23 protein-coding genes are annotated in these 21,172 nt (G+C 58.5%); 12 read left to right on the forward strand and 11 right to left on the reverse strand.

Features of this window, described 5'->3' with window-relative positions:
- Nucleotides 1-43: 43 nt before the first annotated feature.
- Entirely contained in the window at nucleotides 44-1,261 is a 1,218-nt protein-coding gene (locus tag PG5_RS25190) for an argininosuccinate synthase (RefSeq protein WP_020799894.1), read from the forward strand.
- A 76-nt stretch (nucleotides 1,262-1,337) separates the two neighbouring features.
- On the opposite strand, the gene PG5_RS25195 is transcribed toward PG5_RS25190, so the two are convergent.
- Nucleotides 1,338-2,099 (reverse strand): hypothetical protein, encoded by a 762-nt coding sequence (locus PG5_RS25195; protein ID WP_020799895.1) that lies wholly within the window; start codon nucleotides 2,097-2,099, stop codon nucleotides 1,338-1,340.
- A 523-nt stretch (nucleotides 2,100-2,622) separates the two neighbouring features.
- On the opposite strand from PG5_RS25195, the gene PG5_RS25200 reads away from it, so the two are divergent.
- Nucleotides 2,623-3,249, forward strand: a complete 627-nt coding sequence (locus PG5_RS25200) for a response regulator transcription factor (protein ID WP_008057539.1) — start codon at nucleotides 2,623-2,625, stop codon at nucleotides 3,247-3,249.
- A 90-nt stretch (nucleotides 3,250-3,339) separates the two neighbouring features.
- On the opposite strand, the gene PG5_RS25205 is transcribed toward PG5_RS25200, so the two are convergent.
- The 8 genes from PG5_RS25205 to metG all read right to left on the reverse strand — a co-directional run bounded on the left by PG5_RS25205 (nucleotide 3,340) and on the right by metG (nucleotide 10,404).
- Nucleotides 3,340-3,519, reverse strand: a complete 180-nt coding sequence (locus tag PG5_RS25205; RefSeq protein WP_020799896.1) for a PA3496 family putative envelope integrity protein — start codon at nucleotides 3,517-3,519, stop codon at nucleotides 3,340-3,342.
- Between the two features lie 106 nt (nucleotides 3,520-3,625).
- Entirely contained in the window at nucleotides 3,626-4,264 is a 639-nt protein-coding gene (gene nth, locus PG5_RS25210) for an endonuclease III (RefSeq protein ID WP_020799897.1), read from the reverse strand.
- A 25-nt stretch (nucleotides 4,265-4,289) separates the two neighbouring features.
- Nucleotides 4,290-4,877: an Rnf-Nqr domain containing protein gene (locus tag PG5_RS25215; protein ID WP_042955729.1), complete on the reverse strand. Its 588-nt coding sequence runs from the start codon at nucleotides 4,875-4,877 to the stop codon at nucleotides 4,290-4,292.
- Nucleotides 4,870-5,481: an RnfABCDGE type electron transport complex subunit G gene (locus PG5_RS25220; protein ID WP_020799899.1), complete on the reverse strand. Its 612-nt coding sequence runs from the start codon at nucleotides 5,479-5,481 to the stop codon at nucleotides 4,870-4,872. Before PG5_RS25220 ends, PG5_RS25215 begins: the two co-directional genes overlap by 8 nt.
- On the reverse strand, nucleotides 5,478-6,464 hold the full coding sequence (locus PG5_RS25225) for an RnfABCDGE type electron transport complex subunit D (protein WP_020799900.1): 987 nt from the start codon (nucleotides 6,462-6,464) through the stop codon (nucleotides 5,478-5,480). The genes PG5_RS25220 and PG5_RS25225 overlap by 4 nt, the downstream gene beginning before the upstream one ends.
- The gene (rsxB, locus tag PG5_RS25230) at nucleotides 6,451-7,461 is read right to left on the reverse strand and encodes an electron transport complex subunit RsxB (protein WP_020799901.1); all 1,011 of its coding nucleotides are present in this window, start codon (nucleotides 7,459-7,461) and stop codon (nucleotides 6,451-6,453) included. The genes PG5_RS25225 and rsxB overlap by 14 nt, the downstream gene beginning before the upstream one ends.
- Entirely contained in the window at nucleotides 7,458-8,027 is a 570-nt protein-coding gene (locus PG5_RS25235; protein ID WP_020799902.1) for an Rnf-Nqr domain containing protein, read from the reverse strand. The genes rsxB and PG5_RS25235 overlap by 4 nt, the downstream gene beginning before the upstream one ends.
- A 325-nt stretch (nucleotides 8,028-8,352) precedes the next feature.
- Complete coding sequence (gene metG, locus PG5_RS25240; protein ID WP_020799903.1) at nucleotides 8,353-10,404, reverse strand: methionine--tRNA ligase; 2,052 nt, start codon at nucleotides 10,402-10,404, stop codon at nucleotides 8,353-8,355.
- 153 nt (nucleotides 10,405-10,557) lie between these two features.
- Here metG and apbC point away from each other — a divergent pair, with 153 nt between their 5' ends.
- Entirely contained in the window at nucleotides 10,558-11,652 is a 1,095-nt protein-coding gene (apbC, locus tag PG5_RS25245; protein ID WP_020799904.1) for an iron-sulfur cluster carrier protein ApbC, read from the forward strand.
- 145 nt (nucleotides 11,653-11,797) lie between these two features.
- Here apbC and PG5_RS25250 read toward each other — a convergent pair whose 3' ends face one another.
- The gene (locus PG5_RS25250) at nucleotides 11,798-12,556 is read right to left on the reverse strand and encodes an SDR family oxidoreductase (RefSeq protein ID WP_033044250.1); all 759 of its coding nucleotides are present in this window, start codon (nucleotides 12,554-12,556) and stop codon (nucleotides 11,798-11,800) included.
- A gap of 166 nt (nucleotides 12,557-12,722) precedes the next feature.
- Here PG5_RS25250 and PG5_RS25255 point away from each other — a divergent pair, with 166 nt between their 5' ends.
- The 4 genes from PG5_RS25255 to groL all read left to right on the forward strand — a co-directional run bounded on the left by PG5_RS25255 (nucleotide 12,723) and on the right by groL (nucleotide 16,235).
- Nucleotides 12,723-13,454, forward strand: a complete 732-nt coding sequence (locus PG5_RS25255) for a HugZ family protein (RefSeq protein WP_033044249.1) — start codon at nucleotides 12,723-12,725, stop codon at nucleotides 13,452-13,454.
- Between the two features lie 66 nt (nucleotides 13,455-13,520).
- The gene (locus PG5_RS25260) at nucleotides 13,521-13,997 is read left to right on the forward strand and encodes an FxsA family protein (RefSeq protein ID WP_020799907.1); all 477 of its coding nucleotides are present in this window, start codon (nucleotides 13,521-13,523) and stop codon (nucleotides 13,995-13,997) included.
- 248 nt (nucleotides 13,998-14,245) lie between these two features.
- Nucleotides 14,246-14,539 carry a co-chaperone GroES gene (locus PG5_RS25265; RefSeq protein ID WP_020799908.1) on the forward strand — a complete coding sequence of 98 codons (294 nt, stop codon included), beginning with the start codon at nucleotides 14,246-14,248 and terminating at the stop codon, nucleotides 14,537-14,539.
- A gap of 49 nt (nucleotides 14,540-14,588) precedes the next feature.
- On the forward strand, nucleotides 14,589-16,235 hold the full coding sequence (groL, locus tag PG5_RS25270) for a chaperonin GroEL (protein ID WP_020799909.1): 1,647 nt from the start codon (nucleotides 14,589-14,591) through the stop codon (nucleotides 16,233-16,235).
- A gap of 191 nt (nucleotides 16,236-16,426) precedes the next feature.
- Here groL and PG5_RS25275 read toward each other — a convergent pair whose 3' ends face one another.
- Nucleotides 16,427-17,170 (reverse strand): phosphatase PAP2 family protein, encoded by a 744-nt coding sequence (locus PG5_RS25275; protein ID WP_020799910.1) that lies wholly within the window; start codon nucleotides 17,168-17,170, stop codon nucleotides 16,427-16,429.
- A 219-nt stretch (nucleotides 17,171-17,389) separates the two neighbouring features.
- Between PG5_RS25275 and colR the strand changes: the two genes are divergently transcribed.
- From colR to PG5_RS33860, 5 genes are all read left to right on the forward strand, one after another.
- Nucleotides 17,390-18,073, forward strand: coding sequence for a two-component system response regulator ColR (gene colR, locus PG5_RS25280; protein ID WP_020799911.1), 684 nt, complete (start codon nucleotides 17,390-17,392; stop codon nucleotides 18,071-18,073).
- Nucleotides 18,063-19,346 carry a HAMP domain-containing sensor histidine kinase gene (locus tag PG5_RS25285; protein ID WP_020799912.1) on the forward strand — a complete coding sequence of 428 codons (1,284 nt, stop codon included), beginning with the start codon at nucleotides 18,063-18,065 and terminating at the stop codon, nucleotides 19,344-19,346. Before colR ends, PG5_RS25285 begins: the two co-directional genes overlap by 11 nt.
- 151 nt (nucleotides 19,347-19,497) lie before the next feature.
- Entirely contained in the window at nucleotides 19,498-20,166 is a 669-nt protein-coding gene (locus PG5_RS25290) for a class I SAM-dependent methyltransferase (protein WP_033044253.1), read from the forward strand.
- A 3-nt stretch (nucleotides 20,167-20,169) separates the two neighbouring features.
- Nucleotides 20,170-20,883 carry a lipopolysaccharide kinase InaA family protein gene (locus tag PG5_RS25295; protein ID WP_042955730.1) on the forward strand — a complete coding sequence of 238 codons (714 nt, stop codon included), beginning with the start codon at nucleotides 20,170-20,172 and terminating at the stop codon, nucleotides 20,881-20,883.
- Nucleotides 20,884-20,885: 2 nt separating this feature from the next.
- Nucleotides 20,886-21,113, forward strand: coding sequence for a hypothetical protein (locus PG5_RS33860; RefSeq protein ID WP_020799915.1), 228 nt, complete (start codon nucleotides 20,886-20,888; stop codon nucleotides 21,111-21,113).
- Nucleotides 21,114-21,172: the final 59 nt, after the last annotated feature.

A 21,172-nucleotide genomic window follows, 5' to 3' on the forward strand; every position in this document is an offset into this window, starting at 1 on the left:
GGTAGACTTGACGGCTTTCCGTAGAACCCCGTGGAGTGATGGCATGGCGGACGTAAACAAGGTCGTTCTGGCGTATTCCGGCGGCCTGGACACTTCGGTGATCCTCAAGTGGCTGCAGGATACTTATAACTGTGAAGTGGTGACCTTCACCGCTGACCTGGGTCAGGGCGAAGAGGTCGAACCTGCACGTGCCAAGGCTCAAGCCATGGGCGTGAAAGAGATCTACATCGACGACTTGCGCGAAGAGTTCGTGCGCGATTTCGTTTTCCCGATGTTCCGCGCCAACACCGTTTACGAAGGCGAGTACCTGCTGGGTACTTCCATCGCTCGTCCGTTGATCGCCAAACGCCTGATCGAAATCGCCAACGAAACTGGCGCGGACGCCATTTCCCACGGCGCCACCGGCAAGGGTAACGACCAGGTTCGTTTCGAACTGGGCGCCTATGCCCTGAAACCAGGTGTGAAAGTGATCGCTCCATGGCGCGAGTGGGACCTGCTGTCCCGCGAGAAGCTCATGGATTACGCCGAAAAGCACGCCATCCCGATCGAGCGTCACGGCAAGAAAAAATCCCCGTACTCGATGGATGCCAACCTGCTGCACATCTCCTATGAAGGCGGCGTGCTGGAAGACACCTGGACCGAACACGAAGAAGACATGTGGCGTTGGACCGTCTCCCCGGAGAAAGCGCCCGACAAACCGCAGTACCTGGAGCTGACCTACCGCAACGGCGATATCGTGGCACTGGACGGCGTCGAAATGACTCCTGCCACCGTGTTGGCGACCCTGAACCGCATCGGTGGCGAGCACGGTATCGGCCGCCTGGACATCGTCGAAAACCGTTACGTGGGCATGAAGTCCCGTGGCTGCTACGAAACCCCTGGCGGCACCATCATGCTGCGTGCCCACCGTGCGATCGAATCGATCACCCTGGACCGCGAAGTAGCTCACCTCAAGGACGAGCTGATGCCCAAGTACGCCAGCCTGATCTACACCGGTTACTGGTGGAGCCCTGAGCGTCTGATGTTGCAACAGATGATCGATGCCTCCCAGGCACACGTGAATGGTGTGGTTCGCCTGAAACTGTACAAGGGCAACGTGATCGTCACCGGACGCAAGTCCGACGAATCGTTGTTCGACGCCAACATTGCCACTTTCGAAGAAGATGGCGGCGCGTACAACCAGGCCGACGCAGCGGGCTTCATCAAGCTCAACGCCTTGCGCATGCGTATCGCAGCGAACAAAGGTCGCAAGCTGTTCTGAGACCTTTGATGTAATGGAATGTGTGGCCCGGTCATCGACGGGGCCACACATTTTGAAAAGTGGGTGTCTGCCTGCATCAACATACTTCCGGCTTTTTGCTTTTTCCTCGCACATCCTTCCCTTCAGATTGATCGTCAAACGCCACGGGCTGTCGTGCGTCGCTTGGCAACTGTTGATCAATGACCGTCAAGCCCTGTGAATTCAAATTGTAGGCAGCACAAAATGTAGTGCGGCAGGATCTCTTCGCGTGTTTTACAGGGTTTTCCGCGCCTTCCTTCAGTATTGAATCTGACGCGTTGCAGGTGAGGAATACGACTGCACGCGCAGCTTTCCCCGGTTCGTTGTGAATGCTCTCCATCAAGTGGCAGAGCTCGGCGTTGCCTGTCATCGCGCGTGCATCAACGACATACAGGTCCCTCAACCGTTCAGGCAGGCGTAGGCGGTGTAGCGCCGAAAGGGCGACGCCAGGGACCGATTTCGAAGGTGGATCCTGTGCCTTGGAGGGGCGGCGAGTGGATCGGCCGCCACTGCCTGATGTCCTGCCAGCGGACTTTCTATTCTTCCCGTTTTCGGGTTGCTCAGCACCGTCCATGAATTTTATGAAATGTTTTCCCTTCTCAAAGTCAGAGGGGGCGTACAGCGATCGATAGTTGAAGTTGAGCGTTGCGAAGAATAGCAACAGCAGATAAAAGGGAAAGCTGATCAGGAACCAGATGTAGACGTCTCTGTCATCGTCATCAAGGAACGGCAATGTAACGGCCGCTGATGTTTCTGACAGAGTTGCAAATATTGCAATCACTGTCATGGGGTTGCTTATACTTTTTTTGAGCTTATCCATTTTTTATCCTCGTACTGTTATTTGGTGTGGTGTTTGTTTTTAATTTAATGCATCTAACTGATCTTGGGCATCCCGGGTTTTTTATTTTTCAAGTAATTTAATGTCAGGCCGGCACGCTTGCTGTTTACCGTTTCCATAAGGGCGATGATGTGTTGGTTTTTGCTGTAAGGGCGAGTTGATAAGTCATGTGTGATATTTTTGGGGAGGAGAGGATATTGGATAACCTTAGTTACCTTTGAGTTTGTGGGGCGGGTCGATACATGTCTGTTCGCTGTCTGAAAATTAAATTCCCCAGGTTATTTTGTTGCAGGTCGATACAAAAAAATAATCTCAATTGGAAAGTCAAGTCCTCAATTAAGGTTTTCTGTCCTGGGGTTTCTTGGGTTTTTTGTAAGAAAAGTCTCTAATTTCTGTAGGGAATGTCTCTGGGTGCGAGTGGCCGGGGGGAGCGACATGCCAGGGGGGAAACGACTAGGCTATTGTGCGGGTTCTAAAAAATCGAATAGCGAAATTGGACTTGCCCATGAATAAAGTGCTGATTGTGGATGATCACCCCGTCATTCGTCTTGCGGTACGAATGCTGATGGAGCGTCATGGCTACGAAGTCATTGCAGAAACAGATAATGGTGTGGATGCATTGCAACTGGCCCGAGAATACATGCCGGACATTGTCATACTGGATATTGGAATACCGAAACTGGATGGACTGGAAGTTATTGCGCGGCTGACATCGGCTGCGATGCCGATGAAAGTACTGATATTAACCTCTCAGTCACCTGGGCATTTTTCCATGCGCTGCATGCAGTCCGGTGCCGCCGGGTATGTGTGCAAACAGCAGGATCTCACGGAGTTGCTCAGTGCAATAAAGGCGGTCTTGTCAGGCTACAGTTACTTCCCCAATCAGGCGTTGCATACAGTGCGTGCCAGTCTTGGCAATGCCAGTGAAGCCGATATGGTGGATCGTCTTTCAGGGCGGGAAATGATGGTGTTGCAGCAGTTGGCCCGGGGCAAGACCAATAAAGAAATTGCTGATGGGATGTTTCTCAGTAACAAGACCGTCAGTACCTACAAGACCCGACTGCTGTTGAAACTCAATGCGCGCTCCCTGGTCGATCTGATCGAGCTCGCCCAGCGTAACGGCCTGGCATGATGAGCCCGAGTTTTACGAAGTTCCACAGGCGAGCATTGATCGCGACTCGACACTTGGTAAAAAGCCTCCGTTTCGGGAGGCTTTTAGGTTTTACAAGTCAAAATCGTAATCGGCCAATTGCTTTTGCAGTCGGCGCTCCTCCAGCAGGTTGTCGATGGTCCGACGCTTGCTCAGGTTGGTTTTCGCTACTTCAGCCACCGGCTCGGCATCATCAGCCTCTCCGGCGGTAAAGTCCTCATCCACGTCCAATTGTTCTTTGCCAGTGCTCATTTAGTTACTCCAGGCGAAGAAGGCCTTTGGGGCTCCTTATATCGACAATCTTGCGACGGGTAAAAAAGATTTTTTCAATCGATAAATCGAAACCCCCAATAGCAGCTCAATCGTCCGACGTCTTGTGCTTGTATTCGCACAAGTCTTCGATCCGGCAACTGCCGCAGCGAGGCTTGCGGGCAAGGCAGACGTAACGCCCGTGAAGGATCAGCCAGTGATGGGAGTCGAGCAGGTATTCCTTGGGCACAAACTTCATCAATTTTTTCTCGACCTCGACCACATTCTTGCCAGGCGCGATGCCGGTGCGGTTGCTGACCCGAAAAATGTGGGTATCCACGGCCATCGTCAATTGGCGAAATGCAGTATTGAGCACCACGTTGGCGGTCTTGCGGCCGACGCCAGGCAAGGCTTCGAGTTCCTCACGGGTCTGCGGCACTTCCCCTCCATGACGCTCAACCAGCAGCCGGCAGGTCTCGATCACGTTTTTAGCCTTGCTGTTGTAAAGGCCGATGGTCTTGATGTATTCCGACAATCCTTCCACGCCCAAGGCATAAATCGCCGCCGGGGTATTGGCAACCGGAAACAGTTTTGCCGTGGCCTTGTTGACGCCGACATCGGTTGATTGCGCCGAAAGAATCACCGCAATCAGCAACTCAAAGGGTGAGGAATAGGCCAGTTCGGTCTTCGGTTCCGGATTGTCTTCATGCAGCCGGCGGAATATTTCCAGACGTTTTGCGGCGTTCATGTGCGGTGCGTTTCCTCGAAGGCGATCAGTGTGAGGGTGGGGGGCGATGCCAGGCTTGCCAGGCGGCGATGAGCAACCCGAGCAGTATGAAACCGCCAGGGGCCAGCGTGGCCAGTCGCAAGCCACCGTCAGCGGTCAGCAACCAGCCCTGCCAATCCGCGTGCGTTGCACCCGCCAGCCAGGGCAGATGATTGCCAAGGGTCCCGTAGCCAATGAGTTCGCGCAGCAGGCCCAGGGACACCATCAATGCGCCGAACAGGCCGCAGAGGCGCCAGCGTTCGCGCCAGGGGCCCTGGAAGAAATCACTGCGCTCCAGTACGACGCATTGCAAGGCGATCAACCCGGCATAGATCCCGGCATGTTGATGCCATTGCAACGACCAGACCTGCGCGCCGAGTTCTGCGCAACTGGTCAGCGTTGCGGCAAGCAATACGCTGGCCGGCAAATGGGTCGCTGGGAGCAGGCGCGAGCGCAAGGCGTTCATGCAGAGGCCAAAGGCACTGGTTACCACCATGAACATCAACCACAGGCCCAGGGCATTCACCAGTGAGCCGGTGGCGCCAATCAGTGGCACGAGCATCAGGGTGTTCCGCAGCCGCAACGATTCATTCATTTGAAGGGCTCCCAAGCAGTGAGGCTCGGTGCTCATCGAAGTAGCGCAATGCGTCATGGGTGGCGTGGATCACCGCTCTTGAGGTGATGGTCGCTCCCGCAACCTGGTCAAACTGTCCCTGGTCCTTTTTCAAGGCCCACCCGTTGTCAGCCGGATCGGTTCGCGACCTGCCGGAAAAGCCCTCGAGCCAGGCGTTCGGCCAGTCGGCGATGCGTGCGCCGAGCCCCGGGGTTTCCATCTGCCTGAGAGTTTTGACCCCCAGCAACCTACCGTTGCGATCGATGGCGATCAGCAAGTCAATGGCGCCCGCGTAGCCCAGGGTCTGGCTGCGCAGCAGCACGGCATAGGCTCGGCCGGCCTTGGTTGCACGGTAGCCCGCCAGCAGCGTGCTGTTGGCCAACGTAGCGTTTTCGAGGCTGAGCGGTTGCTCCAGGGGTTGATTGTCATAGCCGTCGGGCGGCAGCAGGTCCAGCAGGTTGCGACTGTCGATCAGGCGCTGTTCAGTCGCAATCCGCGGTGCGCTGGCGTGCTGCACGAGATAAGTCAGGCCAGCCCCGAGGGTGGCCAGCAATGCAAGGATGGCGGCGCTCGACGCTCGGCTCATGGTGCGCGCAGCTCCTGCCTGGCCGCGACAAGCCGCTCCAGCGCCGGTACACAGAGGTTCATCAACAGCACGGCAAAGGCCACGCCGTCCGGGTAGCCGCCCCAGGTGCGAATAAGGTAGGTCAGCAACCCCACGCCTGCACCGAACAGCAGTCGCGCTCCGGGGCTTTTTGCGCCGGACACCGGCTCAGTGACGATGAAGAAAGCGCCGAGCATGCTGGCACCGGTGAGCAGATGAAACAGCGGTGATCCGTGGGAGTCTGAGCCCGAACCGTTCCAGCACAACAGGCTGATGATGAACAGACTGGCGAGCATGCCAACCGGCGCATGCCAGCTGAATACCCGGCGTTGCAGCAAGAACGTGCCCCCGGCGAGAAAGGCCAGGTTGACCCATTCCACGCCATGGCCACCGAACTGACCAAAGGCCGGATTCGCCGCGAACAGTTCATCCATGGTCAGGCTTTTGTTGATCCGCAGGCTGTCCAATGCCGTGGCCCGGACCCAGGCGTCCGGGTCTTGGCCTGCGCCGAACACTTGCTGCACGCCACCCCACAAGTCCATGCCGTGGGAGGCTGGCCAATGGGTCATCTGCTGTGGAAAGGTCACCATCACCAGGGCGAAACCCAGCATTGCCGGGTTGAACGGGTTGCTGCCGACCCCGCCATACAGGTGCTTGCCCAGCAACATCGCAAACGCCGCAGCACTGATCGTCAGCCACCAGGGACAATAGGGTGGCAAGGCCAGGGCCAGTAGCGTGGCACTGACCAGGGCGCTGCCATCGCTCAAGGTCGGCTTGAGCGCGCGCTTGCGCAATCGCAGCACCGCCGCTTCAAAGGCTAAGGCACTGACACCAGCGAGCGTCAAGTTGATCAACACCCCCCAGCCATAGAACCAGAACAACGCCAACACGCCTGGCAGCGTCGCCAGCAGAACCAGTTTCATCGCCTGCTGCAGACGTTCGTCCGCCGATTCAAGGGGCGGCATGTGCATCCACCTGGCGTTCGGCTTCGCTCAGGGCTCGCTCCAGGGCTTCGATCTGCTCGATGGGAGCCGCACTCGCCTGGGCTTTCTTCAGCTCGGCACGACGCATGGCTAGCTGGATCTTTGCGCGTTTCAGGTCGGCGTCGTTCGCCACAGCGGCGACAGGCGCCACGGCTGGCGGCGCAACGCGTTCCAGTTGGGCCAAGGCTTGCTCGGCGGCTTCGAACTGCTGTTGCAGCACAATCAACTGCGATTGCTGTTCGAAGGTCGGCGGATGACCGAAGGCCTTGAGCGACTTGTTCAGTTGCGCCCGGCTCATCGCCACGTCGACCTTGGCTTTTTTCAAGGCGGCATCGGCGTTCGCGGCCTTCTGCGCGCGCACGCGCTCAAGCGCTGCCTGCACCGGGTCGAGCGGTACTTCACTGGGTTGGACAGCCCGTTGCGCACGGGCTTCTCGCTCGACAATTTTTTGTTGCTCTTCACGCTGCAAACGGGCGTTGCGCTGCTCGAAACGGCGCCGTGCATGATTGCGCTTGGCGGCTCGCGCCCGTTGTTCTTCCAGGCTGGAGGCCAGGCCACCGACAATCGGCAGCACGCCGCTCAAGGGCAGCGGATGCATTTCGATGCAGTCCACCGGGCATGGCGCCACGCACAGGTCGCAACCGGTACATTCGTCGATGATGACTGTGTGCATCAACTTGGCCGCGCCGACGATGGCGTCAACCGGACAGGCCTGAATGCATTTCGTACAACCAATGCATTCCGCTTCACGAATATAGGCGATCTGCGCCGGAGCCGAGCCGCGACTGGTGTCCAGTTCCAGCACCGGCACGTTCAACAGTTCGGCCAGGGCAATAATGGTTTCACTGCCACCAGGCGGGCATTTGTTGATCGGCTCACCGCTGGCGATGCCTGCGGCGTACGGCTTGCATCCGGGGTGGCCACACTTGCCGCATTGGGTCTGCGGCAAGAGGGCGTCGATGCGTTGAATCAGACTCATGTTTTGATTAGCCCGCTGAATCCGAGAAAGGCCACTGCAATCAGGCCGGCGCCGATCAGGTCGATCGGCAGGCCGCGAAAGGGCAGGGGCACATCGTTGTCGAGTGTGCGCTGGCGCAGGTCCTGGAACAGACTCAGTACCAGCCAAAAGCCCAGCCCGGCACCGATGCTCAAGGCTGAGGCGTGAAAAAATCCGTTGTTCTCCCGGGCGTTGAGCAATGCCACGCCGAGCACCCCGGCATTGCACAGCAGCAACGGCCAAAGACCTTCGAAGGACAGTGTCGAAAACACCCGTGCAAGCAACTTCAACAACGGGCCGATCAGCAGCGCACTCAATGGCAGGAACACGAACAGGTGCAGCGCGGTCAACGCCAACGGTACCAGCAGCCATTGATAGATCACATAGCCAAGCACCCCGGTAACCAGCATCAGGCAAGTCGTCGCGATCCCCAGGGCATGCACCTGGCGACGTTCGCTGCCCAACAGGGGATCTACACCCAGCGGCCAGTGCAACACGAGGTTGTTGAGCAGGGCGGTACTGATGAGCGTAAGCAGGGTTTCGGTCATGATAGTGCTTTGTGGCGAGGGGATTTATCCCCGTTCGGCTGCGAAGCAGTCGTAAATCCGAACAACTCGGTCTGTTTGAACGGTTGCTGAGGGCTGCTTCGCGGCCCAACGGGGCGGTGCGACGTCTCGATGAATCCCCTCACCACATATTTCTTGCTCGCCTTAAAATTGTCTTAAGTGAACAGCATTACGGCAAGAACGGGGCTTTTTCAACGCAGCCGTCTAAAAAGTTTATGCATTATCCGGCAAGGACGGAGGGTGGGCCAGACATGAAAATCCCACAGTCGCGCCAGGCACGACTGTGGGATCGGTTTACCGCAGTGCCTTACTTGATCCGCTGACCAGGCTTGGCGCCGCTGTCAGGGCTCAGCAGGTAGATTTCTTCACCGCCGGGACCTGCCGCCATCACCATGCCTTCGGAAATGCCGAACTTCATTTTGCGCGGCTTGAGGTTGGCGATCATCATCGTCAGTCGGCCATTGAGTTTGGACGGGTCCGGATAAGCGCTCTTGATCCCGGAGAATACGTTGCGCTGCTCGTCACCGATATCCAGGGTCAGGCGCAACAGCTTGTCTGCGCCTTCCACGTGCTCGGCCTTGACGATCAGGGCGACGCGCAGGTCAACCGCGGCAAAGGTGTCGAACTCGATCTCCGGCGACAACGGATCCTTCGCCAATTCGCCATTGCCCGCAGGTAAAGCCTCGCCGGTGTCGGTCTGGCTGGCGGTCAGGTCTTCTTTCGAAGCGTCGGTCATGGCCTGCACTTTTACCGGGTCGATACGGGTCATCAGCGGCTTGAACTCGTTCAGCTGATGGTTGGCGAGCAAGGTCGCGTGGTCGTTCCAGGTCAGCGGCGCGACGTTGAGGAACGCCTCGGCATCGGCGGCCAGCAGCGGCAGCACCGGCTTGAGGAAGATCACCAGTTGACGGAACAGGTTGACGCCGGTGGCGCAGATGGCCTGGACTTCTTCCTGCTTGCCTTCCTGTTTGTTCAGCGACCAAGGTGCCTTGTCGGCGATCCAGGCGTTGGCGCGGTCGGCCAGGCCCATGATCTCGCGCATGGCGCGTGCAAAGTCGCGGGCTTCATAGGCGTCGGCAATGCTTGGTGCGGCAGCCAGGAACGCTTCGGTCAGCTCCGGCGCGGCGTTGGTCTCGACCATCACCCCGGCATTGCCCTTGTTGATGAACCCGGCGCAACGGCTGGCGATGTTGACAACTTTGCCGACCAGGTCGGAATTGACCTTCTGCACGAAGTCTTCGAGGTTCAGGTCGAGGTCGTCGACGCCACGGCTCAGCTTGGCTGCGTAGTAGTAACGCAGGTATTCCGGCGACAGGTGATCCAGGTAGGTCCGGGCCTTGATGAAGGTGCCACGGGACTTGGACATTTTCTGGCCGTTGACGGTCAGGTAGCCGTGCACGTTGATGCCGGTCGGCTTGCGGTAGCCCGCGCCTTCGAGCATCGCTGGCCAGAACAGGGCATGGAAGTTGACGATGTCCTTGCCGATGAAGTGGTACAGCTCGGCGGTGGAGTCCTTGCCCCAGAACGCGTCGAAGTCCAGCTCCGGCGTGCGGTCGCAAAGGTTCTTGAAGCTCGCCATGTAGCCGATTGGTGCGTCCAGCCACACGTAGAAGTACTTGCCCGGCTCATCGGGGATTTCAAAACCGAAGTACGGCGCATCGCGGGAGATGTCCCACTGTTGCAGGCCCGCATCCAGCCATTCGGCGATCTTGTTGGCCACGGCGTCTTGCAGGGTGCCGCAGCGGGTCCAGGCCTGCAGCATTTCCTGGAAGTCCGGCAGCTTGAAGAAGAAGTGCTGGGAATCCTTGAGCACCGGAGTGGCCCCGGAAATCGCCGACTTCGGATCCTTCAGGTCGGTCGGTGCGTAGGTCGCGCCGCACTTTTCGCAGTTGTCGCCGTACTGGTCCTCGGTGCCGCATTTCGGGCAGGTGCCCTTGATGAAGCGGTCGGCCAGGAACATTTTCTTTTCCGGGTCGAAATACTGCGTGATCGAACGCGTGGCGATGTGCCCGGCGTCGCGCAGCTTCAGATAGATCTGGCTCGACAGCTCACGGTTTTCTTCGGCGTGAGTGGAGTGGAAGTTGTCGAAGTCCACCAGGAACTCGGCAAAGTCGGCGCTGTGTTCAGCCTGGACGTTGGCGATCAGTTGTTCCGGTGTAATGCCTTCCTTTTCCGCGCGCAGCATGATCGCCGAACCGTGGGCGTCGTCGGCGCAGACATAGATGCATTGGTTGCCGCGGTGCTTCTGGAAGCGCACCCACATATCGGTCTGGATGTATTCCAGCATGTGGCCAAGATGGATCGAACCATTGGCATAGGGCAGGGCACTGGTGACGAGGATCTTGCGTGGCTCGGACATGGGGCTCGGCTACTTGATGAAACGGAGGTCGGCCACTATAAAGCGCCGGCAAAGATATTTCACCCCTGCAAATCGTTGCCAGGCATGCCGTCCGGAAGACAGAAGGGGTAGGATACCCGCCATCTATTCCCAGTCTTGTTTTCGGAGTTGCCCATGAGCGCCGTCAATCGCGCAGCGGTGGAAGCCGTCCTTCGCCAATACACCGACCCCTATCTGAACCAGGATCCGGTCAGCGCCGGCTGCGTGCGCCACATCGAGATCCAGGGTGAGCGCGTCAGCGTGCAGCTGGAACTGGGTTATGCCGCCGGCTTGTTCAAGAGCGGTTGGGCGCAGATGCTGCAAATGGCCATTGAAGGCCTTGACGGGGTCAGCGCCGCCCGCGTCGATATCACCAGCGTGATCGCCGCGCACAAGGCCCAGGCACAGATCCCGGGCCTGGCCAACGTCAAGAACGTCGTGGCCGTAGCGTCCGGCAAGGGTGGCGTGGGCAAATCCACCACCGCGGCCAACCTCGCGCTGGCCCTGGCCCGCGAAGGCGCCAAGGTCGGGATCCTCGACGCGGACATCTACGGGCCGAGCCAGGGCATCATGTTCGGTATCGCCGAAGGCACCCGGCCGCAGATCAAGGATCAGAAATGGTTCGTGCCGATTCAGTCCCATGGTGTCGAAGTGATGTCCATGGCGTTCCTCACCGACGACAACACGCCGATGGTCTGGCGCGGGCCGATGGTCTCCGGCGCCTTGCTGCAACTGGTGACACAAACCGCGTGGGGCGACCTGGATTACCTGGTCATCGACATGCCGCCAGGCACCGGTGACATCCAGCTGACCCTGGCACAGAAAGTCCCGGTGGCCGGCGCGGTGATCGTGACCACGCCACAGGACCTGGCATTGCTGGACGCACGCAAGGGCGTGGAGATGTTCCGCAAGGTCAACATCCCCGTACTGGGCGTGGTGGAAAACATGGCCGTACACATCTGCTCGAACTGCGGGCATGCCGAACATCTGTTCGGTGAGGGTGGCGGTGTGAAACTGGCCAATCAGTATGGCGTCGAGCTGCTGGCGTCGCTGCCGCTGGCGATGGCTATCCGCGAACAGGCCGATGGCGGCAAGCCAACGGTCATCGCCGAACCGGACAGCCCGATTGCACTGGTTTACCAGGAACTGGCCCGCCATGTCGGTGCGCGGATCGTGTTGCAGGAAGCCGCCACGCCGGCGATGCCGAATATCACCATCAGCGACGATTGATATCTGCCGGATAACGCCGGTACCTGTGGGAGCGGGCTTGCTCGCGAATGCGGATTAACATTCAACAGTATTGTTGACTGAACCACCGCTTTCGCGAGCAAGTCGAATCGTCGCACCGCCGCTCCCACATTGGTTTAGGGGGGCTCTAGATGCGCAACCCGCCATCCAACTCCAGAATCCGACCGGTGTAATAGTCGTTCTCAAAGATGTAGGCCGCCGAATGGGCGATTTCCTCAGGCTTGCCCATGCGCTTGAGCGGAATCCCCGACGTCATTTTCTCCAGTGCTTCAGGTTTCATGCCCAGCGTCATTTCGGTTTCGATGAAGCCCGGTGCAATGCCGGCCACCCGGATGCCATAGCGCGCCAGTTCCTTGGCCCAGGTCACGGTAGCTGCCGCGACACCGGCCTTGGCGGCGGAGTAGTTGGTCTGGCCAACATTGCCGGCGCGGGAAATCGACGAGATATTGATGATCGCGCCGCTGTTGTCGAGCTCGACCATTTTCGCCGCGACTTCACGGGTGCACAGGAATACGCCGGTCAGGTTGACGTCGATGACCGCCTGCCATTGAGCCAGGGTCATCTTGGTCATTTCGCCATCCTTGACCTTGAGCAGCAGGCCATCACGCAAGATCCCGGCATTGTTGATCAGGCCATGAATAGCACCAAAGTCGCTGGCGACCTGGGCGACCATATGGCTCACTTGCTCTTCATTGGCGACGTTGCACAGATAGGCGCGGGCTTCGACGCCCAAGGCCGTGCAGGCAGCGACGGTGTCGTCGAGCTTTTCCTGGTTCAGGTCGACGAGCGCCAGTTTTGCGCCCCTGGCGGCCAAATACTCGGCCATGGAGCGGCCTAAACCCTGGCAACCGCCCGTGATAATGATTACTTTGTCAGTGAGTTTCATTCGCATGCCCCCGGTGGCAGGTCTGGTTGGTTTTGCTTCTTGAGTGCCTCTCGATCTGCGCCCGAACTGGCCACGGCTGCACATGAGAACTACCCCGACGGCATGCTGGAACTTTCATCAGCAGCCTGTCCGTTTTTGCGACGGATTCTTAATAAGGAGTCATAAATTGAGCGTTGAAGCGGCTAAGCATGCACGAGAATTGCTCCTCAAGGAATACCGTGGGGTGCTCTCCACACACTCCAAGTCAATGCCTGGTTTCCCGTTCGGTTCCGTGGTTCCGTACTGCCTGGACGAGCTCGGCCGGCCGCTGATCCTGATCAGCCGCATCGCCCAGCACACCCACAATCTGCAAAAAGATCCGAAATGCTCACTGTTCGTGGGCGAGCGTGGGGCCGAAGACGTCCAGGCCGTTGGTCGCCTGACCTACCTGGCCGAAGCGCAACAGGTCGAAGACGTTGCCGCCATCGAAGCGGCCGCCGAACGGTACTACCGCTATTTCCCGGATTCGCAGAACTATCATCAGGCCCACGATTTCGACTTCTGGGTGCTCAAGCCGGTGCGCCATCGCTACATTGGCGGGTTTGGCGCGATCCACTGGGTCAACGAGCTGACCCTGGCCAACCCGTTTGCCGGCAAGGCCGAGGCGAGCATGATCGAACACATGAACGCCGATCACGCCAAAGCCATTGCGCATTACGTCGAACTGGCCGGCTTGCCGAAAACTTCGCCGGCGACCCTGGTGGGCATCGACAGCGAAGGCATGCACCTGCTCATCGGCCAGGGGCTGCACTGGCTGCCGTTTCCAGCGCCTTGTAATACGCCGACACAAGTGCGCGAGGCCTTGGTTTTCCTGGCTCATGCCGAACATTGGCCGAAAAAGGCAGTGGCTGACGCTTGAATTCACGAAATGGCGACGTCATCTAAGGATTACTGGCAAGGCATTCTTGCGTTGAGGAACCATTTGATGCGCCCTTTTTTGTTGCTCTTTCTGCTGTTCCCAGTGTTGGAGCTGTTCGTATTCGTCAAGGTGGCAGGGTCGATCGGGTTTTTCCCGGCCCTGCTGCTGATCATTCTCGGCTCGATGTTCGGTGTGTTCGTGTTGCGCGTTGCCGGGTTGGCCACCGCACTGCGTGCCCGTGAAAGCCTGAATCGTGGCGAATTGCCAGCCCAGACCATGCTGGAAGGCCTGATGTTGGCGTTGGCCGGTGGCTTGTTGATTCTTCCGGGTTTCATCAGCGACGTGATCGGCCTGGTCATGCTGATGCCGATCAGCCGTCGCCTCCTGGCCAATAAAATGCGCCAGCGTGCCGAGGAACAAGCGATCCGCCAGCGTGCGTTCGCCGACGACCTCCAGCCCCGTGGGGGCCCTGCGCCGCGCGAGCCTCTGGGCCGCGAGCCGAACGTGATCGAAGGCGAGTTCGAACACCGCGATACCAAGTAACAGCAATATCGACACGGCACCTTCGGGTGCCGTGTTCGTTTTCGGGCGATCACCGTAAAAATTTTTCGATCTGCGCCCTTGTAATAAGCTTGTGCGCCCTTATGTAACGGTCACCGCAAGGTTTCTGGTGATCACGCCAGACAGACTTCCGCGGTTCGCTCGACGAACCGCACCCGGCACCGCCGGACTTTGTTAAACCCGCCGGGACTACACCGGCCGATGAAAACCACAATTAGGAGAGATCGACAATGAAGCTTCGTCCTCTGCATGACCGCGTCGTCATCCGTCGTAGCGAAGAAGAAAAGAAAACCGCTGGCGGTATCGTCCTGCCAGGTTCGGCTGCTGAAAAAGCCAACAGCGGCGAAATCCTCGCTGTCGGCACCGGCCGCGTACTGGAAAACGGTGAAGTGCGTGCACTGTCCGTGAAAGTGGGCGACAAGGTTGTGTTCGGTCCTTACTCCGGCAGCAACACTGTGAAAGTCGACGGCGAAGACCTGCTGGTAATGAGCGAGAACGAAATCCTCGCTGTTGTCGAAGGCTGATTCCCCGCTCATTTTCCCGTTACTACAAAGTATTTAAGGAATATCGATCATGGCTGCTAAAGAAGTTAAATTCGGCGATTCCGCCCGCAAGAAAATGCTCACCGGTGTCAACGTCCTGGCTGACGCAGTAAAAGCGACCCTGGGCCCGAAAGGCCGTAACGTGATCATCGAGAAGAGCTTCGGCGCTCCGACCATCACCAAGGACGGCGTTTCCGTAGCCAAAGAAATCGAACTGGAAGACCGTTTCGAAAACATGGGCGCGCAGCTGGTCAAAGACGTTGCCTCCCGTGCCAACGATGACGCAGGCGACGGCACCACCACCGCTACCGTTCTGGCTCAATCGATCGTCAACGAAGGCCTGAAAGCCGTCGCTGCCGGCATGAACCCGATGGATCTGAAGCGCGGTATCGACAAAGCGACCATCGCTATCGTCAAAGAGCTGAAGGCCCTGTCCAAGCCATGCGCTGACACCAAGGCTATCGCTCAGGTAGGTACCATCTCCGCCAACTCCGACAACTCCATCGGCGACATCATTGCTGAAGCCATGGAAAAAGTCGGTAAAGAAGGCGTGATCACCGTCGAAGAAGGCTCGGGCCTGGAAAACGAACTGTCGGTTGTTGAAGGCATGCAGTTCGACCGTGGCTACCTGTCCCCGTACTTCGTCAACAAGCCAGAGACCATGGTCGCTGAGCTGGACGGCCCGCTGATCCTGCTGGTCGACAAGAAGATCTCGAACATCCGCGAAATGCTGCCAGTACTGGAAGCCGTTGCCAAAGCCGGCCGTCCACTGCTGATCGTGGCCGAAGACGTTGAAGGCGAAGCCCTGGCGACTCTGGTTGTGAACAACATGCGCGGTATCGTCAAAGTCGCAGCCGTCAAGGCGCCTGGCTTCGGCGACCGTCGCAAGGCCATGCTGCAGGACATCGCCGTTCTGACCGGTGGTACCGTTATCTCCGAAGAGATCGGCCTGAGCCTGGAAAGCACCACCCTGGAGCACCTGGGTAACGCCAAGCGCGTAACCCTGTCCAAGGAAAACACCATCATCGTTGACGGTGCTGGCGTTCAAGGCGACATCGAAGCACGCATCAACCAGATCCGTGCCCAGGTTGCCGAGACTTCCTCGGACTACGACCGTGAAAAACTGCAGGAGCGTCTGGCCAAGTTGTCCGGCGGCGTTGCAGTGATCAAGGTTGGCGCTGGTTCCGAAGTTGAAATGAAAGAGAAGAAAGCCCGCGTTGAAGACGCCCTGCACGCTACCCGTGCAGCCGTTGAAGAAGGCGTGGTGCCTGGCGGTGGCGTGGCCCTGATCCGTGCTCTGGAAGCACTGACTCAACTGAAAGGCGACAACGCCGATCAGGACGTGGGTATCGCTGTACTGCGTCGCGCTGTTGAAGCGCCGCTGCGCCAGATCGTTGCCAACTCCGGCGACGAGCCAAGCGTAGTGGTCGACAAGGTCAAGAACGGCGAAGGCAGCTTCGGCTACAACGCTGCGACTGGCGAATACGGCGACATGATCGAAATGGGTATCCTGGACCCAACCAAGGTCACCCGTTCGGCTCTGCAAGCTGCAGCGTCCATCGGCGGCCTGATCCTGACCACCGAAGCTGCGGTAGCTGACGCACCGAAGAAAGACAGCGGTGCTGGCGGCGGCATGCCAGACATGGGCGGTATGGGCGGCATGGGCGGCATGATGTAAGCCAGCCTTACCCCTGTATAAAAAAACCCCGCCTGGGTAAGTAGGCGGGGTTTTTTATTGCCCGGATTTTGAAGTGCAAGCGATTCAGTGTGGGAGCGGGCTTGCTCGCTAAGACGGTGTGTCAATCACCGGGGAGGTTGACTGATCTACCGCCTTCGCGAGCAAGCCCGCTCCCACATTTGATCTGTATTTCAGGCACTGACCGGCTGTGCTTCGAGCTCTCTCTCGGCCTTGGAAGTGGGTCGATAAAGGATGTAGTAATACGACCCCAGGCAAATCAGCCAGCAGAATACCGCCGTCCACACGTTGTGCGAGAAGAAGTGTGCTCCCTGCAGCATCCGGCCGATGGAAAAAACCGAGCCCAGGGCGAAGGCGAAAACAAAGGCCGCACGCGCCATGCGCGGACGGCGATCACGCAACACGAAGAACAGTGCAAACAGGGTGAAACCGGTCGCGGCGTGACCGCCAGGCCAGCAACGCCCCGGTTTTTCTGTAGCCGGACGCGGGCTCAACAATTCGCTGTAGGTCTCGTGACCGCCGAATTGCTCCAGGCTCCACGGGCATTGCACCGCCGTCACCGCTTTCATCGGCGTGACAAAGGACGTCGCCAGCCCCAGGGACAGCACCAGGCAGCCCAGTTCCCGCTTGAACGGCTTGAGCCGGGGCAGAAAGAACGAACCGGCAAAACCGAGGATAGCCAGCACCGAGAAGGCGATAACCACTTGCTTGGCCCGATCATGCAGGACGGTTTCCAGGAAATAACTGTGCCGGCCGATGAAGTCCCCGGCGACCGGATCGTAGAACAGCCTGGCCAGGTCCATGTCCAGGGTCGTCAGTTCAAGCAACACCAGAATGATTGCCGCAACGGCGGGAACACCCAGGCACACCCAGAAGTTGAGCGGGCGAGAAGCGGGGCGTGCAGAGATCGAAACCATGGTCAATCCTTGGTCAGTGAAATGTTCTTGAATACGCAGCCGCGCGGAGTCTGGGCTCGACCCTGTCGTCAACCCGTGAACCGATAGTGAAAAAAACGTTGGGGCTTGATCCGACGATTTCGCCCAACCGACGACTGCACGCAACCCTGGCCCTGAATCACGCTTGGCCTTAAGCTGCGCGGGCCGAGACGGCCGTTATTGTGTACGGAGAAGATGCCCATGCGAATTTTATTGGTTGAAGACAACCGCGATATCCTGGCTAATCTGGCCGATTACCTGGGACTCAAGGGCTATACCGTGGATTGCGCACAGGACGGTTTGTCGGGCCTGCATCTGGCAGCTACGGAGCATTACGACTTGATCGTACTCGATATCATGTTGCCTGGCATCGACGGCTACACGCTGTGCAAACGCCTGCGCGAAGATGCCCGGCGCGACACGCCGGTGATCATGCTCACTGCCCGTGATCAACTGGACGACCGGCTGCAAGGCTTCAAGTCCGGTGCCGATGACTACCTGATCAAACCCTTCGCCTTGTCTGAACTGGCGGCGCGGATCGAAGCAGTGATGCGTCGCACCCAAGGTGGAGGTCGCCGGACCTTGCAGGTGGGTGACCTGAGCTATGACCTCGATACGCTGGAGGTCACCCGCGAAGGCCGATTGCTCAAGCTCAACCCGGTGGGCCTGAAGTTGCTGGCGGTCCTGATGCAGAAAAGCCCGCATGTACTGCGCCGCGAAATTCTCGAAGAGGCCCTGTGGGGCGATGACTGCCCAGACAGCGACAGCCTGCGCAGCCATGTCCATCAATTGCGCCAGGTGATCGACAAGCCGTTCGCCAAACCGCTGCTGCAAACCGTGCACGGTGTGGGTTACCGCCTGGCCGAGGGGCGTGATGGAGTTTAAACAGAGCCTCGCTCAACGGATCATCATTGCCTTTGCGCTGATGAGTGCACTGGTGGCGGGCGCCTTTGCCATGGGCATCGTTGCCACCGTGCACCTGGTGGAAGAAAAATTGATTTCGGCGGGCCTGGGTGGCGATTTGCAGCGCCTGTTGCTGATGGACAGCGTTTCGGACTGGAGTCATCGCCCGGAACCGGACCAGTTGTTTTATTTCAGCGGCGGGCGGGGCGATTTCGAGTTGCCCAAGGATTTGCGGCACCTGGATCCAGGGTTTCACGAGGTTTTTCGCGAGCAGCTGTCGTACCACGCGATGGTCGAGGTGGTCGATGGTCGGCGCTATGTGCTGTTGCAGGACCAGAGTGACTTCGAAGAGCGCGAGCGAGTGCTGTTTGCCGTGGTGCTGGTGGGCTTCGTGCTGAGCCTGGCGCTGGCGGTGTTTCTCGGCTGGGTGCTGGCGCGCAAGGTAATGGCACCGGTAGTAAGGCTGGCGCGCCAGGTACGTCATCGCGATCAGCTACTGGGTCTGGCACCGCCACTGGCGCCGGATTATGCGGCCGATGAAGTGGGTGAGCTGGCCGTGGCCTTCGACGCTACCCTCGGCCGGTTGCGCCAGGCGCTGACCCGTGAGCGCATGTTCACCAGTGACGTCAGCCATGAACTGCGCACGCCCTTGATGGTGTTGGCCAGTTCCTGCGAGTTGCTGTTGGAAAACCCCGGGATCGACCAGCGCGGCCTTGCCCAGGTCGAGCGAATTGCCCGCGCCAGTGAAGAAATGCGCGAGTTGGTACAAACTTTCCTGATGCTGGCCCGCGCTCAGCGCGAAGACGCCGGCATGTCTGCGCAGCAAACGCTGGATGAAGTGGCCGACGGCTTGATCAACCTGTGGCGCGAGCCGATCGAGGCCAAGGGGCTCAAGCTGATTGTCGACTGGGGTGGTCCCCACACTACTCGGTATAACGCAACGCTATTGCACGCGGTCATGGGCAACCTGCTGCGTAACGCATTGCATTACACCGACCGTGGATTTATCCGGCTGAGCCTGATGCCCACCGGGTTCACGGTCGAGGACAGTGGCGTGGGTATTCCCGAGGAAAAACGCGAAGCGATGTTCGAACCTTTTGTGCGAGGCAACGAGAAACGCGGAGAGGGCCTCGGGCTTGGACTATCGTTAGTACAACGGATCTGTGAAAACCAGGGCTGGAGCGTCAGCCTGACGACCATGGAACCCAATGGCTGTCGTTTTCAGGTCCAGTTCAATGCGTCGACTGTGAGTTGATGGTCGCTGGACGGTTGGTTGAGATTGCCGCCTTGTAATACCTCGAAACGTTTCGAGGTTTTCATCACGAAATTTTCACAATCGCATGACCTGACCCTCACACATGACTGCCTAAGGTGGTTGGAATCAGAAGCTCAGGAGATTGATGATGGTGGATGGCCCGATCAAACTGGATTTTTCCAACAAGTACGACGATCAACACGCCAAACGTTACCTGCAAAAACACAAGGATGGCGTCGGCCGCCGCCTGTCCCACTGGCGTGACGTACAAATGGCGCGCAAGGCGCTGGCGTTGGTCGGCGAGCCGGGCCTGGTTCTCGATCTGCCCTGCGGTGCGGGGCGTTTCTGGCCAATGCTGGCGGAGAAACCCAACCGCGTGATCATCGGTGCCGACAACTCCGAGTCCATGATCAAGATCGCTACACAGTCGCAACCGGCTGAAGTGGTGAAACGGGTACAACCCTTGCAGACGTCCGCGTTCGACATTGCGTTGCCGGATAACGCTGTCGACAGCATTTTCTGCATGCGTTTGCTCCACCACATCGGTGAAGCCCAGCATCGACTGGCGATCTTGCGCGAATTCGAGCGCGTCAGCCGAGACAGCGTCATCCTTTCACTGTGGGTCGACGGTAACTTCAAAGCCTGGAAACGCAAGCGCGCGGAGAGAACCCGTGGGCAGGAAGGTTACCAAAATAGATTTGTGTTACCGGCGGCTACCGTAGAAAAGGAGTTTGAGCAGGCTGGTTTCCGTATTCAGGAACGTATCGACTTTTTGCCGCTCTATGCCATGTGGCGAGTTTATGTATTACGCAAGAGGTAACAGATGGTAGAGCAGTGTGCAGCAGGAACAGGCGTCGCCTCCCAGGACCGATTCGATTACTTCTGGAATCAGCGCGGAGAATGGGTGGAAGAGCCCAACGTCCGGCGCGGTGGCGAGAGTGGCGTGCAGCGTCTCATGGACAGTGATGGACAACTGCTCTACGTAAAACGCCAGACCGGCCATATCCATCGGGGTCTTTTGCACCCTTTCGGACGGCCGACGGTGCTGCGCGAGCGTGATGCACTCACCGGCTTGCGCCTGCTCGATGTGCGCGTCCCGGAAATCGTGTTCTGCGAAGCGCAACGCGATCCCGTGCACAAGTGGCGCGCCTTGTTGGTGACCAAGTCTTTGGACGGCTTCGAGGAAATCGAACGTTGGTACGAAAGCGGCGGACGCGAGCGTCATGGTGAGGCTGTGCACGATCGCGTGCTCAAGGACCTGGCCGAGAACCTGGCGCGGATGCACAAGGGGCGTTGGCAACACAGCTGCATCTATATCAAGCACGTATTTGTTCGCGTCACCGGTGAGGGTGAGGCAGCCAAAGTCGAAGTTGCCTTGATCGATCTGGAGAAGTGCCGGCAGCGCTTGACCGCTCGCCAGGCGGCGGCCCATGACATGAAGCAGCTGCGCCGCCACTCGTCATTCAGCCCGACGGACTGGAAGAAACTCGTCTATTTTTATGAGACGGCGTTTGGCAGCGCTATCAAAGGTTTATAGCAATGAAACTTGAAGTTGCGCGAGGTTTGTTTCTGGTAGGAGCCTTGGCAGTTGCTTCACTCGCGGTGGCGGCATGGGAGCAGCCCCGCACGCAAGTCTTAAGTTCAGTACACAGTGGCGAGCACTGTCCGTTGCCACGGGTTGCCAAGGCATCCGTGGCCACTCAACCCGATCATGATTTGTTGCTGTTCATGTTCGGACTCTCTCAAGGATTGAGGCCGCAAAGTTGAACACAATGAAGCCCAAATAAAAGGCCTCGCTGATGCGAGGCCTTTTTTGTGTGCGCCCA

It is taken from the genome of Pseudomonas sp. G5(2012), from assembly GCF_000408945.1.
GTDB classification, from domain to species: Bacteria; Pseudomonadota; Gammaproteobacteria; order Pseudomonadales; family Pseudomonadaceae; genus Aquipseudomonas; species Aquipseudomonas umsongensis.